General features: G+C 61.8%; 10 protein-coding genes. 2 read left to right on the top strand and 8 right to left on the bottom strand.

What is annotated here, in order from left to right:
• Nucleotides 1–45: 45 nt before the first annotated feature.
• The 7 genes from ACA044_RS00850 to ACA044_RS00820 all read right to left on the bottom strand — a co-directional run bounded on the left by ACA044_RS00850 (nt 46) and on the right by ACA044_RS00820 (nt 14,385).
• Nucleotides 46–990, bottom strand: a complete 945-nt coding sequence (locus ACA044_RS00850) for a sulfotransferase family protein (protein WP_497444750.1) — start codon at nt 988–990, stop codon at nt 46–48.
• Entirely contained in the window at nt 978–1,763 is a 786-nt protein-coding gene (locus ACA044_RS00845) for an aspartyl/asparaginyl beta-hydroxylase domain-containing protein (RefSeq protein ID WP_497444749.1), read from the bottom strand. Before ACA044_RS00845 ends, ACA044_RS00850 begins: the two co-directional genes overlap by 13 nt.
• A complete protein-coding gene (gene cysC, locus ACA044_RS00840) occupies nt 1,760–2,365 on the bottom strand; it encodes an adenylyl-sulfate kinase (RefSeq protein WP_497444748.1) in 606 nt (201 codons plus the stop codon). Before cysC ends, ACA044_RS00845 begins: the two co-directional genes overlap by 4 nt.
• Nucleotides 2,349–3,863, bottom strand: a complete 1,515-nt coding sequence (locus ACA044_RS00835; RefSeq protein ID WP_497444747.1) for a TolC family protein — start codon at nt 3,861–3,863, stop codon at nt 2,349–2,351. The genes cysC and ACA044_RS00835 overlap by 17 nt, the downstream gene beginning before the upstream one ends.
• 41 nt (nt 3,864–3,904) lie before the next feature.
• Complete coding sequence (locus ACA044_RS00830; RefSeq protein WP_497444746.1) at nt 3,905–11,767, bottom strand: Ig-like domain-containing protein; 7,863 nt, start codon at nt 11,765–11,767, stop codon at nt 3,905–3,907.
• A gap of 51 nt (nt 11,768–11,818) precedes the next feature.
• Nucleotides 11,819–12,664 (bottom strand): sulfotransferase family protein, encoded by an 846-nt coding sequence (locus tag ACA044_RS00825; protein WP_497444745.1) that lies wholly within the window; start codon nt 12,662–12,664, stop codon nt 11,819–11,821.
• A gap of 149 nt (nt 12,665–12,813) precedes the next feature.
• Nucleotides 12,814–14,385, bottom strand: coding sequence for a glycosyltransferase family 39 protein (locus ACA044_RS00820; protein ID WP_497444744.1), 1,572 nt, complete (start codon nt 14,383–14,385; stop codon nt 12,814–12,816).
• Nucleotides 14,386–14,672: 287 nt separating this feature from the next.
• Here ACA044_RS00820 and ACA044_RS00815 point away from each other — a divergent pair, with 287 nt between their 5' ends.
• Nucleotides 14,673–15,260, top strand: coding sequence for a phage tail protein (locus ACA044_RS00815; protein WP_497444743.1), 588 nt, complete (start codon nt 14,673–14,675; stop codon nt 15,258–15,260).
• A gap of 55 nt (nt 15,261–15,315) precedes the next feature.
• On the top strand, nt 15,316–15,627 hold the full coding sequence (locus tag ACA044_RS00810) for a DUF6916 family protein (protein WP_497444742.1): 312 nt from the start codon (nt 15,316–15,318) through the stop codon (nt 15,625–15,627).
• Nucleotides 15,628–15,772: 145 nt separating this feature from the next.
• Here ACA044_RS00810 and ACA044_RS00805 read toward each other — a convergent pair whose 3' ends face one another.
• Complete coding sequence (locus ACA044_RS00805; RefSeq protein ID WP_497444741.1) at nt 15,773–16,270, bottom strand: GNAT family N-acetyltransferase; 498 nt, start codon at nt 16,268–16,270, stop codon at nt 15,773–15,775.
• Nucleotides 16,271–16,273: the final 3 nt, after the last annotated feature.

The raw sequence follows: 16,273 nt of genomic DNA, 5'->3' as shown, positions 1-16,273 counted from the left end.
GCAGCCGAGCGGGAGCAAGCTCCCTTGCCACAAAAGCCATTTCGCTCATATCTTGCGCCATTGCTCCAAAGCCTCATAAGGCTCTAGCGCCCATTGTTGTATGTGTTCGTTAAGCAGCATCGAGGCTTCACGACGCTTGTCATCGCTATCGTCGACAAACACCTGTGACGGCTGCTTGGCATGTTGCCCCACCGCCGCAAACACCTGCCTGCGTTGCTCGATATCCAGCGCAAAGAACGCTACCAACCGCCCCGCCATGGTCTGCGGCAGTTCGCTGTAATTCACAGCCCATCCATCGAACGCCTGGCATTGCGCCAACCCCGATGCCAGCAACCGCCCCAATCGCCGGGCGATGTAATTCTCACGGCTGCTGAACGCAAGCTCGTCATCCAGCACACTCGCCCCGATCATCCCCGGCACCATGTGCATGCCCGGACGACGCAGATGCGAGACGGCGATTTCCAGCGGATCGCGATAAAGAAACAGCCACGGCGTTTCGGGAAAGCACTCACGCAGCAACGGCAATTCACCAATGTTCCAGGCATCGAGTTTGATCACCAGCCGTTGCTCCACGCCCAGCCGACGTTGTCCGTAGGCAGACAGCAACCCTTTGATGGCGGCACAGCGCTCGACGGCGGGTAAATCACTGCGCAACAACGCATCCAGCGGCGCAGGTTCGCTGACGACGATGTGGTTGTCGAGTTGCGCCAGCATCTGGCTGATCAGGGTCGAGCCGCAGCGGGAGGCGTGAAAGATAAACGCGCTTGGGGCCAGACCGGGGCTGCAAGCCTGCCAGTCAGCGAGGGTCGACAATGCAGTTTTTCGGCGAAACGCCTGATTGAACGGCAGCCGTAGCGCGTCTTCCACCGCGTCACGAAAAAACGGCTGATGCAGCCGCGTGTCACCGAACCAGCACCAGTCGACTTGCCATTGCCCACCCTCTTGCCAGACGCGGATCGGCAACCAGCCTTCGAGGTTCAGGCGCTCCATTGTTCATTCCATTGGCGGCGACCGTCGCGCATCGCTGCGCGCAGTTCTTCGCGGGTGAACGCAAGTCCACGCTCGGCAGCCAGCTCCAGGGTGCGGGCGATAAACGCTTCGTTGTCCTGCAAACCCTGCAAGGACTTACACAACGGCGGTTCGCTGGCCACCAAGGCCTTGAACTGCGCAAAAGCGTCATGAGCGATTTGCGGCGACGGCGTGGTTGCCAGTCCGTCGACAATCGCCTGCTCCAGCCAGGCACAGGGCCGGCAATCGAGCACCAGATGAATCCGTGCCTGGGTATCGCGATTGTCCACGCGATGAGGCCGCGACAGGTCGAGAAACCAGCATTCGCCAGCGGCCATCGGCATGCGTTGGCCGTCCAGCAAAAAGTCCACCCGCGGAGGGCTGAGCAGCGGAATATGCAGACGCAAATCAGCGTCCGGTTCGCCCAGGTCATAGTCGCGATGTTCGTGGATGCGCCCGCCCGGGCCGAGCCGCAACAGGCGCGCGCAGACGATCTCCAGCGGCAGATCCCGCAGCCCTTGCTGCCATCGAACATCCTGTTGCCAGGGCGCACGCAATAAAGGCTCACCGCGACCGGGCGCCAGTTCAGTCATGGCATCGGCCGCGCAAATCAGCGCCACGCCGCTCCAGTCTCCGGCGTAGTAAGCGCTGTTGAAATGACCGTGCCAGCCGTCCTCGCCGATCGCCGCCAGTGCCTGCAACAGCAACGGCAAATCCACCGTCACCGGCAAGCGGGAGAATGCCGGCCGGCTCATCGTTTCGGCAGCACCGCGCACTCGCCGAGCCAGGTCAGCAAACGGTCGAGACTGGCCTCGACCGACTGCGCGCCCGTGTCGAGCACCAGCGATGCGCACGGCGGTGGTTCGTAAGGCGCCGAAACACCGGTAAACCCCGCCAACTCACCCCGTCGGGCACGGGCGTAATGACCTTTGGGATCACGCTGTTCACACACCGCCAACGAGGCGCTGCACCAGACTTCGCGGTAATCCTCGCCCAACCGTCGGGCGAATACTTCGCGCAACTCCACCAAGGGCGCGATCATCGCGAGAATCACAATCTGCCCGTTCTCGACCAACAGCGCCGCCAGTTCGCTGGCGCGGCGGATGTTTTCCAGGCGATCGCTGTCGGTAAACCCCAGATCGCGATTGAGCCCCACCCGCAGTCCGTCGCCATCGAGCACCACACTCTGCACACCACGCTCGAACAACTCGGCGTGCAGTGCCTGGGCCAATGTCGACTTGCCCGCGGCCGGCAAACCGGTCAGCAGAATCGCCGTGCCACGATGGCCGTTGCGAGCCTCTCGTTGTGCGCGACTGATGCTCGCCGTCGGCGCCAGCAGGTTACTGGACCGGGACATGGGCCACCGGCACTGAGATGTTGCCCGCCGCCCACGCCTCTTCGCGATTGGCCAGCGCCGTGGCGATGGACTGGACTTCAGTCGATTGCACTTCGTCCGGCAGCGGATCGAGACCGGCGCTGGCGAAGATTTGCCCGTAAGCATTGCGCAGGTCAGCGTAAGACAGATCGCGACGCAGATCGGCCTGCAAGGTGTTCAGCTCGCCCTGGATCAGATCCAGTTCACCCAGCCCGGCCGCCTGATAGCGGTTGCGCAGTTGGCCGACGATTTGCCCATCGATGTCTGACAGTTGCTGATTGGTCTTGAACTGCCGCATCGCCTCGCGATAGTTGGCGTTGGCCACGTAAAGCTGCGCCAGTACGGCAATCGACATCGCCTGCCGGCGCGCCGTAGCGACTTCTTCACCGGCCTTGGCAACGTCGATCGCCGCGGGTGCGGAAATCACATTGAACAGGTTCCAAGTGACTTTCACCCCGTAATCCGCCCAGCCCTGCTCCACCAAAAACGAGTTGCTGTCGTAATGCCCACCGGCGGAGAACTCCAGCCCCGGCAGCAGACGCAGCATGGCTTTGCGGGTTTCGGCGGCGCTGATGCGGGTCTGGTAATCCTGCTCTCGCAACTCCGGCCGACTGGTCAGGGCTTCCTGTTCCAGGCTGGCGAGGTCGACCTTGAGTTCCGGAATGACGTAATCGTCCTGGGTCGCCAGCGTCAGATTGGTACTCGGAGGCAGGTTGATCAGGGTCGCCAGTTCGGTTTTCGCCAGCGACAGTGCGCGGCGTTGCTCTTCCAGTTGCCTTGTGGCTTCGATCAGCGAGCGCTGATAACCCAACGACTGAATCGGATCCCCGATACGCTGCTCGCTCATGCTCTGGCTGTTGTTGCGAGCGGTTTCGACCCGAGCCATCAGGCTGTCGATCTGCTTGAGCAAACGTTCGGCGGCCATGGCTCGCCAATAGGCCGAGCGCACGTCCTGAACGATGGTGTTGATCACCTTGCGCCGACGCTCCTGCACGATCAGCCGCTGATCGCCCTGCTGCTTGGCACTGATATAGCTGACGCCGAAGTCGAGTACGTTCCAGACCATGGTCAGGTCCGCCACTTCACGGTCGCGGTCCTGGGAGGTCGACGGTTCCAGAGACTGGGTGCCGGTGCGCACGCTCTGACTGCTGGAAGCGTTTACGTTATTACGCCCCACGTACCCGGCGTCCAGCGCCATGCGTGGCAGCATGTCGAAACTGGCGAGGTCGAGTTGGCGCTTGGCCAAGGCCTCTTCCATGATCTTGAGCCGGCCTTCGAGGTTGTACTTCACCGCGCGGGCCATGGCCTGGTGCAGGGTCAGTGGGCCGCTGAGAGGCTCCTGCCCCGTGTACATGTTTTGCAGATCGCTTTTGGCGCGCTGTTGGCTGACGCTGCGTTCGATCGGTTCACTGGTGACTGCACACCCGCTGATCGCCAGCGCCAGCAAGCTGGCGCCGAATAACTTCTGACTTCTCTTCATCCTTGGAGCCCCCAGGTGCCGCCCTGCTTTTAATGGTTTTTTCAGGCCTGTATTTCACTGATGCCGACCTGTTGCAAAGCCGCGGCCAGGCTTTCGACCTGCCGCTGCTCGGTGTCTTTGAGTTGTTGCAATTGCTGACCAAGACTCGGTGCGCCAAACACGCCGCGCAGCCCTTGGGAAGCATCTCCCATCCTGATTGAGTTATTGCCGAAGGCGTTCAGCGAGTCCCCCTCGCTGCCAGTGTCCTGATTGAACAGATTCGACAGCGTGCTGCTGCCAAAGACCCCGCCGTCGCCGCCGCCAAAACCGAGGAAGCCTTGGCCTGAGCCATCGCCACCGTTTTCACTGCTGCTGAATACCTGCGCGATAAAGCTCGGCGTCAGCGCCCCGTGGTTCATGAAGATGTCGCCCAGAGGGCGAATGCCGTTGCCGATCACCCGTTGTTCAAACAGCGGGGAAAAGCTCAGTGGCGAGCCAAGATCGCCAGTGGGTGGGGTGAAGATGATCGGTTGCAATGGCACGTTCGGCTGATCGGCTACGACCACCGGTGTCAAGACCAAGGGAGGCGCCAGTACGGTGTCGATCGCGTAGTTATTGGATACTGCAACGCTGGCGCCCAGGTTGCCTGCCAGGTCCGTCACATTGCTGGTATCCAGCGCAATGAAGTTGCTCGGGTCGGTGATATTCGCGGTGGGAGTGAAAGTCCCGGTCCAGGTCTTGCCACCGTCGCTGCTGGCCAGGTTGGTCAGCTCGCCGTTGGTGACGCTCAGGTCCGACAAATCGAAGTCACTGACCGCCTCGCTGAATGTGAAGGTCACCAACGTCGTCTGGCCAATGCCCAGGATCGGGTTGGCAACCACAATGGTGACGGTCGGGCGAGTCGCATCGAGCGCATAGTTGTTGGAAATGGCGATGCTGGCGCCGGCATTGCCCGCAACGTCGAGCACATTGCCGGTGTCGAGCAGGATCAGGTTGGTCGCATCGTTCAGGCTCGCGGTCGGTGTAAGCGTGGCGGTCCAGGTCACACCACCGTCACTGCTGGCCAGGTTGGACAGCACGCCATTGGCCACGCTGAGGTCCGACAGGTCGAAACCGGACACCGCTTCGCTGAAGGTAAAGGTCACCGTGGTGGTCTCGCCGATGCCCAGCTTATTGTCCGCGACCACTATGGTCGCGGTCGGGCGAGCCGTGTCGATGGCGTAGTTGTTGGAGTCGGTCACGCCCACGCCGCTGTTGCCCGACGCATTGATCACACCGCTGTTGTCCAGGCTGATCAGGTTAGTGGTGTCCGTCACGCTGGCCGTAGGTGTGAAGGTCGCGGTCCAGGTCACGCCACCATCGCTGGACGAAACACTGCTGAGAGTGCCGTTGGCTACGGTCAGGTCGGCATTGCTGAAACCGCTGACCGCTTCAGAGAAGGTAATCGTCACCAGCGAAGTTTCACCGACCTTGAGGGCATTGTCGGCAACCACGATGGTAGCGGTCGGTACCTGGGTTTCCACCACATAGTTGGCCGAGTTGGTGGTGCCCGCCCCGGTATTGCCGGCCACGTCCGAGACGCCGCTGTTACTCAGGGTGATGATGTTGCTGGCGTCGGTAATCCCGGCAGTCGGAGTGAATGTCCCGGTCCAGGTGATGCCGCCGTCACTGCTGCTCACCGCGCTCAAGGTGCCGTTGGCAATGCTCAAATCACTGTTGTCGAAACCCGTTACCGCCTCGCTGAAGGTAATGGTGACCAGGGCGGTTTCCCCCGGTTTCAGGGTCGTATCGCTCAACACGATGGTGGCGGTCGGGCGTTGGCTGTCGATGGCGTAATTGTTGGAATCCGTGGTGCCGCTGCCGGTGTTGCCGGCCACATCGATCACCCCGGTGTTGTCCAGGGTAATCAGGTTGGTCGAATCGGTGACGCTCGCCGTCGGCGTCAGGGTTGCGGTATAGGTGATGTTATCGCTGGTGCTCAGATTGCTCAGGGTACCGTTGCTCACCGTCAGGTCGGCCGTAGTAAAACCGCTGACCGCCTCGGAGAAGGTGATGGTCACCACCGATGTTTGACCCACCGCCAGCGCCGCGTCCGCGACCACGATGGTTGCCGTTGGCCGCACGGTGTCGATGGCGTAGTTGTTGGAATCGGTGGTGCCGCTACCGGCGTTGCCCGAGCCGTTTTGCACACCGCTGTTGTCCAGGGTGATGACGTTGCTGGTATCGGAGATGGCATTGGTCGGCGTAAAGGTTGCGGTCCAGGTGATGCCGCCATCGCCACTGCTGACGGCGCTCAAGGTGCCGTTGGCAATGGTCAGGTCGGCATTGGAAAAACCGGTCACCGCTTCACTGAAGGTGATGGTCACCAGCGACGTTTCACCGATGCTCAACGCATTGTCGGCCACCACGATGGTGGCTGTCGGAAACACGGTATCGATGGTGTAGTTGCCGGAGTTGGTGGTGCCGCTGCCGGTGTTGCCGACCCCATCGGTCACACCGGTATTGTTAAGGGTGATGACGTTGCTCGAGTCATTCACGCCGACGGTTGGCGTGAAGGTCGCGGTCCAGGTGATGCCGCCGTCACTGCTGCTCACCGCGGTCAAAGTGCCGTTGGCGATGCTCAGGTCCGCGTTGGTGAAACCGCTCACCGCCTCGGAGAAGGTAATGGTCACCAGCGAGGTTTCGCCGGCACTCAGGGTAGGGTCGGCCAGGACGATGGTCGCGGTAGGGCGGACCGTGTCGATGGCGTAGTTGTTGGAATCGGTGGTGCCGCTACCGGCGTTGCCCCCCAGATCAGCCACGCCGGTGTTGTCCAGGGTAATCAGGTTGGTCGTGTCGTTGATGCTCGCGGAAGGCGTGAAGGTCGCCGTCCAGGTGATGCCGCCATCGCTGCTGCTCACCGAGGTCAACGTGCCGTTGGTAATGGTCAGGTCAGCGTTGGTGAAACCGCTGACCGCTTCACTGAAGGTGATCGTCACCAGAGAGGTTTCGCCGATTCTCAGCGCGGTGTCCGCGACCACAATGGTTGCCGTCGGCCGCACGGTGTCGATGGCGTAGTTGTTGGAGTCGGTCGTGCCACTGCCCACGTTACCGCTGGCGGCAGCTTGCACGCCGGTGTTGTCCAATGTGATCTGGTTGGTCGTATCGGTGATGCTCGCAGTCGGGGTGAAGGTGGCGGTCCAGGTGATGCCGCCATCGCTGCTGCTCACCGAGGTCAATGTACCGTTGGCAATCGTCAGGTCGGCGTTGGTGAACCCGGTCACGGCCTGGTTGAAGGTGATGGTCACCAGTGACGTTTCACCGATTCTCAACGCAGTGTCGGCCACCACGATGGTGGCCGTCGGCAGCACCGTATCGATGGTGTAGTTGCCGGAATTGGTGGTGCCGCTGCCGGTGTTGCCCGCCCCATCGGTCACACCGGTATTGTTCAGGGTGATGACGTTGCTCGAGTCATTCACGCCGACGGTCGGGGTGAATGTAGCGGTCCAGGTGATGCCCCCGTCGCTGCTGCTCACCGCGCTCAAGGTGCCATTGGCAATCGTCAGGTCAGCATTGGTGAAACCGGTCACTGCCTCGGAGAAGGTGATCGTCACCAGCGAAGTTTCGCCCGCTGTCAGCGCGGTATCGGCCAGCACGATCGTGGCGGTCGGGCGCACCGTGTCGATGGCGTAGTTGTTCGAGTCGGTGGTGCCGCTCCCGGCGTTGCCCGACAGATCGGCCACGCCGGTGTTGTCCAGGGTGATCAGGTTGGTCGTGTCGTTGATGCTCGCGGAAGGTGTGAACGTGGCGGTCCAGGTGATCCCGCCATCGCTGCTACTCACCGAGGTCAACGTGCCGTTGGCAATGGTCAGGTCGGCGTTGGTGAAACCGCTCACCGCTTCGGAGAACGTGATCGTCACCAGAGAGGTTTCGCCGATTCTCAGCGCCGTGTCTGCGACCACGATGGTTGCCGTCGGCCGCACGGTGTCGATGGCGTAGTTGTTGGAGTCGGTAGTGCCGCTACCCACGTTGCCAGTGGCCGCAGCCTGCACGCCGGTGTTGTCCAATGTGATCAGGTTGGTCGTATCGGTGATGCTGGCAGTCGGGGTGAACGTGGCGGTCCAGGTGATACCACCGTCACTGCTGCTCACCGCGCTCAACGTGCCGTTGGCAATGGTCAGGTCAGCGTTGGTGAAACCGGTCACGGCCTGGTTGAAGGTGATGGTCACCAGTGACGTTTCACCGATTCTCAACGCAGTGTCCGCCACCACAATCGTCGCGGTCGGCGGGGCGGTGTCGATGGCGTAGTTGCCCGAAGAACTGATCCCGCTGCCGGTATTGCCCGCCAGATCGGCCACGCCGGTGTTAGCCAGGCTGATGACGTTGGTCGCGCTGATGATGCCTGCGGTCGGGGTAAACGTTGCGGTCCAGGTGATGCCGCCGTCACTGCTGCTCACCGCGGTCAACGTGCCGTTGGCGATGCTCAGGTCGGCGTTGGTGAAACCGGTCACCGCCTCGGAGAAGGTGATGGTCACCAGCGAGGTTTCACCCGCTGTCAGTGTCGTATCGGCCAGCACGATCGTGGCGGTCGGGCGCAGCGTGTCGATGGCGTAGTTGTTGGAGTCGGTGGTGCCGCTGCCGGCGTTGCCCGCCAGATCAGCCACGCCGGTGTTGTCCAGGGTAATCAGGTTGGTGGTGTCGTTGATGCTCGCGGAGGGCGTGAAGGTCCCGGTCCAGGTGATGCCGCCATCGCTGCTGCTCACCGCGGTCAACGTGCCGTTGGTAATGGTCAGGTCAGCGTTGGTGAAACCGCTCACCGCTTCACTGAAGGTGATCGTCACCAGAGAGGTTTCGCCGATTCTCAGCGCCGTGTCTGCGACCACGATAGTTGCCGTTGGCCGCACGGTATCGATCGCATAGTTGTTGGAGTCGGTAGTCCCGCTGCCGGCATTACCGACAGCATCGCTGACCCCGGTGTTGTCCAGGGTAATCAGGTTGGTCGTGTCGGTGATGCTCGCGGAGGGTGTGAAGGTCGCCGTCCAGGTGATGCCGCCGTCACTGCTGCTCACCGCGCTCAACGTGCCGTTGGCAATCGTCAGATCGGCATTGGTAAAGCCGCTCACCGCCTCGGAGAAGGTGATGGTCACCAACGAGGTTTCGCCGATTCTCAGCGCCGTGTCCGCGACCACGATGGTGGCGGTCGGACGGAGTGTATCGATCGCATAGTTGTTGGAATCGGTGGTGCCGCTGCCGGCGTTACCCGCCAGGTCGCTGACCCCGGTGTTGTTCAGGGTGATCAGGTTGGTCGTGTCATTGACGCTGGCCGTCGGGGTAAAGGTCGCCGTCCAGGTGATGCCGCCATCGCTGCTACTCACCGCAGTGAGCGTACCGTTCGCAATCGTCAGATCGGCATTGGTGAAACCGCTGACCGCTTCGCTGAAGGTAATGGTCACCAGCGAGGTTTCGCCAATACTCAGGCTGGTATCGGCCACCACAAGGGTCGCGGTCGGCCGCACGGTATCGATGGCGTAGTTGTTCGAATCGGTGGTGCCACTACCGGCGTTGCCTACCGAGTCGCTGACTCCGGTGTTGTCCAGGGTGATCAGGTTGGTCGCATCGGTGATGCTGGCGGTCGGGGTGAAGGTCCCCGTCCAGGTGATGCCGCCGTCGCCGCTGCTCACCGCGCTCAAGGTACCGTTGGCAATGGTCAGGTCGGCATTGGTGAGGCCGGTGACCGCTTCGTTGAAGGTGATGGTCACCAGCGACGTTTCGCCGACCCTGAGGGCCGTATCGGTAAACACGATGCTGGCGGTCGGGCGTACGGTGTCGACCGTGTAGTTATTGGAATTGGTGGTGCCGACGCCGGCGGTGCCCAGACCGTTTATCACCCCGGTGTTGTCCAGGGTGATGACGTTGGTCGTATCGGAAATACTGGCGGTCGGTGTAAACGTGGCCGTCCAGGTGATGCCGCCATCGCCGCTGCTTACCGCACTCAAGGTGCCGTTGGCGATGGTCAGGTCCGCATTGGTGAAACCGGTCACGGCCTCGGAGAAGGTGATCGTCACCAAGGACGTTTCGCCGATGCTCAGTGTGGTGTCAGCCACCACAATGGTTGCGGTCGGCGGCGGCGAATACGCGGTATTGAGTACACCACCGTCGTTATAGATTGTCGCGACGGAGGTCGGCGAGGTGCCGGTTGTCCCCCCGCCCAGCGCGGCACCACCAGCACCACTGGCCGCAGCATTACCGGCCAGGGCCGCGAAGTTGGCTGCTGTGATCAGCAGCGTGCCTTTGTTCCAGATCGCACCGACGCCCCGGCCGCCCACGCCGCCATTGCTGGCATTGCTGCCCTGGCCACCGCCACCGCCACCGCCGCCACCGCCGCCAATGTTGTTGCTGATGGTCGACGTGCCGACGATGGTCATGGTGCCGGTGCTGGCGTTGTAGATCCCGCCCACCGCGTTGCCGCCGGCGCCACCCACTTTGTCCCAACCGGCGCCGCCGCCACCGCCACCAATGGAAATCGTGCCATTGGTGGCCGTCGCACCGTTACCGCCGTTGCTGTAATAGGAAACACCCAGCCCGCCGGCTCCGCCAGTGGTGGTACCGCCGCGACCGCCCATGTGGGTCGCGTCATAACCGCCGCCGTAACCACCTGCGCCACCGCCGCCCGCACCGCCGCCCAACGTGCCGGTACCCGGACCTGCCGAACCGCCATGCCCGCCGCCCTGGCCGCCCAAACCGCCACCACCACCACCGCCACCGCCGTAAAACGAGCTTGTTACACCGCCGCCGCCACCACCACCGGAAGCAGCGTTGGAGGTCACGGTAACGTTGCTCAGGGTCAGAATCCCTGCGTTGAAAATCCCCCCGGCCATCGCGCCCGTGGCACCGTAGCCACCGTTGCCGCCCGTACCCGACACCAGGCCACGGGTGATCACCAGACCATCGAGCGTCACGGTACTGCCAGACGTCACTTCAATCACTCGGGTCCTGTACTGACCATCGAGAATCACGTCAGCCGCGCCGTCGTTGTTCAAGTCGCCATCAACGGTGATGTTCTTGTTGATCAGCAGTTCGGACGTCAGCTGCACCGTCATGCTGCTGTTAAAGGTGACGATGTCGCCGTTCTGCGCCGAGGCGATGGCAGCACGCAACGAGCCGACGCCCGTGTTGGCGTTGGTGGTGGCTGTCCAGGTGGCCAGGCCCCATTGATAGTCGCTCATGGCCGTGGTCGAGAGGACGTTGGCGCTTTCGATGTTGCCAGTGGCGATTTCCAGGTCCCAGTCTCCGCCCAGCCCGGTGCGATTGCTGGAAGCGGCCACGTCGCGGCCGGTCATTTGCGCCAGGGAGTCGACGAAACTCAAGCCCCGCTCACCTTCGGCGGTGTAGCAACCGTAGATCAAAATGTCGCCGCCGACGTTCATGTCCTTGCCGATTTCCGCCAGCACCGCGCTGCGGGCCGCGACGTTGTCGGCCGACAGGTAGCTATTGCCCAGCCACAGATCACCCGCGTTGCCGTGAGCGATGATCTGCACCGAACTGATGCCCTGATGGCCGTCCAGATAATCGGCAATCTGCTGCAGGCCATCTTTGGTGGCATCCAGCTCAATCACCTGAGTGCCGGGCGCGACGCCCTGAAGCAGGCTGTCGGCGTCCTTGACCCGTGAATCGACGAACACCACGCTCTGCCCCGGCACTGCAGCGGGGGCCGGTGCTGGCGTGGCATCGGCCTGGCCGTGGGTGTCTTTGCTGGCGAGCGGCTGGTCGGCAGTCGGCGCCTTGACTGCTTCGGCGGTGGTATGGCTGTCAGCCTGGGCGGTGTCGGCAACCGTGGCGGCCACCGCGCCGTCGAACAGCATGCGTGGTTCCAGGGACATAATCATTGGCGAGGCCAGCGCTCGTGCGCCTTTGGTAACCCGCGACTTGCCTTTGCTCCACCACATGCTGCTCACCCGGACTCGAACTTTGTTGACGCATCAATGAAAACGCCGCGATCAACTGATCGCGGCGTCGGCTTTCATACGAATGACATTGGCGGCGCTGGCTGAGCCATCGAGCCAAAAGGACAACTCTGCGTACTGCTTGAACAAGTCCGGCGGCAGGATCGTGCGCCTGGACTGCAATTGGACCTTGGCCTTCACCTTGTGCAGCCCCGAGAGGCCGAGGGCCTGGTCGAACTCCGGTGCGTCGTAGGCCAAATGATCGAAGTCATGTTCGAACCAGGGTTCACCGATGAAGTCGTAGACCAGCCGCATCACCCGCTCCGGTGCCTGGCTCAGCAGGTCGTAATCGATGATCAACAGCGAGTCGGCGTGTTCGCCGTAATAGGCTTCCTTGAGGGCGGCCCAGGAAAATCCCACCAACCGATTGCGCTGGGCCAGGGTTTCGCAGCGGCTGTAGACCGTGTTGCGCTCGACCGCATCGCCGAACAGCTTGGTGTTTTCGAAGGGGTTGGCGCGGTACAGGCGCTCAAGGCTGTCCATGACCCAGGCGACATTGCGCACACAGGCAATGATCTTGGCTTGGGGGAACAGATCACTGATCGCCGGCAGGCGCGAACTCCACAGGCGGTTCGTGTCGAACACCACCGGTTTGTCGGCCTTGTCGGCGTAGAAAGAATCGAACAGGCCGCGCAACAGACGACGACGCAGGTCGGTGTCGATCACCGCACCAAATTCGCTGCCGGCGCTGCATTGTTCCAGAACACCGGAAAATAGCGCGCCAACGGGGCTGGTCATGCCAGCATGAAAGCGAGGGTTCTGCAAAAGAATGGCAGAAAGCAGGGTCGAGCCTGAGCGCGGCAAGCCGGAGATAAAGTGGAACTGTTGCAATCCATTCACCCGTCATTCAGTCCTTTGTACGAGGGAGCGTAGACCATGAATAGCGTTGCGACTAGTGGTGCTTTGATATCAAATCGGAGCTAAATCGACTGGAAAAAGAGATTTATATAACGACCTGCAAGATGAATCGTTTAAGCGCTGAATCATGGTTATTTCAGTACATACAAGCGCGCCTCGGCGCCTCCCGCCCGGGTTTCGCTGACACGTTGCCAGCCCACAGGCAAAGGGGCGAACTCGTCCGGCACATCGACGGTACCAATCAACCACACCCGACCAATGTCTTTGGGCAAGCTGCCAAGGTTATCCAGATAGACATCATTGGTCACCAACGTGCCGAAACCGTAAGCGTTCGGCCGGCTCGACCTGCCATCGGCCAACGGCGGCGTGTACAGCAACGGTTGGGTGTCTGTCCGGTTGTAATAGACGTAACTCAGGTACCAGAGCATGTCGCTGGTGACGATCCGGTCGCCGAGGGTGAAGTGCTGGTTCACGTAGTTGACCATGACGCTGATCTGATCGTCGGTATCCACCGTGGCATTGTTCTTCAAACCCACCATCTCGAGGCCGACAAACAGCATCAGTACTGCCAGCGCCAATACCTTGAAGTCTGCGTACAAGCGATCGACGGCCAGCGCCACAAGCATCGGCACGCCCAGGGCATAAGCGGTCAGGTAACGCTCGATGAACACCGGCGATACGAACGAAACCGCAAACACCAGCAACAAGGGGAGAACGGTGTAGATCACCGCCAGCGCACTGCCACGGAAAACACTACGGTCCCGCACCAGCGCCACGCCCGCCAGGGCCGACAGCGCCAGTGGCAGCGTGATAAAAATCAGTATGGGCAGGTTCTCGCCCTCGTCCTGGATCAGGAACGACCAGATCATCGAAGGCAATGAACCGAGCGTGACGGGCGCCTCCCAGCCCACATCGCCATTGGCCTTGAGCTGATCCATGTGCTGGAGCAGATCGATCAGGTTGGGCACCCATGGCAGGTACAACGCCACAATGGCCGCATTGGCCAGCCACCAGCCGGAGCGCTGAATGTGCCGCAATCGATACCCTGGCTGCACGCGGATCAGTCCCAGATACAGCCAGTGGCAGAGCACGCACAGCGCCGTGAAGTAATGGGTGTAGAACGCCGCACTCATCAGCAGGGTGTAAATCACCAGATAGCGGGTACGTTGCGGCTGCCTGATCCAATACATCAGGGCGATCGTGGCTCCGATCAGCCACAGGCCCAGCAGCGAGTACATCCGCACTTCCTGGCTGTAACGCACTGCCGTGGGTAGCAGCGCCAGCAGGACCCCGGCCAGCAACGCGGCGCGGCGGGTAGCGAGCAAATCCACCAGCCAGACGCCGAGCCCCACCGTGGCAATTCCCGGCAGCGCACTCAGGCTGCGAATCGAAAAAATGCCGTCGCCAAACAGCTCGATCCAGCCATGCAGCAGCATGAAATACAGGGGTGGATGAACATCATGGGCCGCGTGCTGCCAGATTCCGGCCAGGGAATACTGGCTCAGCAACAGGCTGGAACCTTCGTCGCCCCAGATCGCCGCCGCCGTCAGGTCGTAAAAACGCACCAGCGCGGCCAATGCCAGGATCGGCAACAGCCAGTGCTCCCGCGCCCATCGAAGCAAGCGGCGGGCAGCCGCCCACGACCCCGGCGTTGCGTGCGGGTCCTGGGTGTCGCCCAGCGGTGTTTCTCTGCGCGCCTCCATTGCCTCCCCTTTTTTCGACCCAGTGAGCTTCGATCCGGTGGGCTTCGACCCAGTGAGCGACGCCGTGAATACCCAGCGTCCCAAGCACTGTAGGACAGGCGCGGGGCCGTCGTCGATGCTGGCCTTGCGACGGACGACGTCCGGCAATCATTCCGATCAACGTCTACGCTTTGGCGTGGCGTGACCCAGCCACGGAGATGAATGGAGTCGGCTGAATCACAACAATCACCCGGATAACCGGGCCTGCAACGTGACGCTTCAGACACTAACCTGAGGGATGAGGAACAATGGAAGTATTCATGGGCACTATCCAACCTTTCGCCTTTAACTTCGCCCCTAACGGCTGGGCCCTGTGCAACGGCCAGACGCTGGGGATCTCACAATACCAAGCGCTTTTCTCACTGCTGGGAACCTACTATGGAGGCAATGGCACCACCAATTTCATGCTGCCCAACCTGCAAGGCCGTCTGCCGATGGCCCAGGGCAATGGCCTGGGCCTGACCCCACGCGTCATCGGCGAAGTCTCCGGCACTGAGAACGTCACCGCGACCATCAATAACCTGCCCAACCATACCCACGCCTTGTCCGCGCTCACGGCCACCACCACCCTGCAACTGGCCAGCCCGGCGAGCAACCCGGTCACCAACCCGACTGCGACCAACTCGTACATCGGCGCCTCGGGCGGCGGGCCCGGCTCGGCGAGTATTTACTCCGACCAGCAAGGTGCCGCGGCCGTGCCGCTCAAGGGCGTAGCCAGCGCGGTGACGGGGGAAATCTCGTCCGCCGGCAACGGTTTGCCCATGGCGGTGATGAACCCGTTCCTGGTGCTCAACTTCAGCGTCGCCCTGAATGGGTTGTTCCCTTCGCGTAACTGAGGATTTGGCCGGGGGTTCAAATCCCCCGGCCACTTTTGCTTGATGGAGTGATGCCATGCTGCAACAGGTTCAAAGCCAACACTTTCAGGCACTGCTGGGCAAGACGGGGACGTTGCGGCTGCCCGATGGCAGTGAATTGCCGATCCATATCGATACCCTTGAAGAAACGCCCCGCTCACAGATGCCAAAAAGCGAGCGCATGCCGTTCAGCGTCGAGTTCAACAGCCTGCAACCCACCGATTTTGTCGATGGGTTGTGTGCGATGGAGTTGCCGGAACTGGGCCAGGTAGACAATATTTTTGTTTCGCGAGTACCGGCCATGGGGCGTGATCCGCAACTGGGGTACTTCTACATCGCGTTCAACTGAACAATGTGGGAGCGGGCTTGTGGCGAGGGGGCTTGCCCCCGTTGGGCCGCGCAGCGGACCCAGTATCTGCGAGCGCTGCGCACTCGAACGGGGGCAAGCCCCCTCGCCACACAAGCCCGCTCCCACAGTTTGATCGACGGTGTTTTCAACCCTGTGGGTACCACACCAACCGCTCCGCCGCCGGGCTGCGCTCTTCAACCTGAAATCCCAGCGCCAGGTAATGCTGGCGCGCATGGGGATTATTGGCCCAGACCACCGTCGCCACCGGGCAGCGGATTTGTTGCGCGGCTTTCTGCACGCCTTGCAGTACCGTCCGACCGTAACCCTTGCCTCGGGCCTGTGGGATAAACGCCAGGTACAGCACGCGAATTTCATTGGGGCCGAAGTCAGTGGTCAGCGCGCCGATGGCCGTGTCGAGTTTCTCGATCACGTAATGCATGGCGTTGGGGAAGTTCTCCCCCAGCCCTTGTTCCTGCACCTTGAATTGCTGGGCAACCACCTGCTCAACCACCTCCTGCTCACCGTCGACCCACTGCAAATCCGGCCGCGCCGACTGGTAAAGGCTGTGCTGAAAAGGTCCATCGCTGGTCCGCGAAGGCCTGACCACCAAACCGTCCGCTGTCACTGAATCGCTGTTCGCCATCGC

The organism is Pseudomonas sp. LBUM1673 (assembly GCF_059695645.1).
This window is presented reverse-complemented; position numbering and strand designations above follow the sequence as displayed.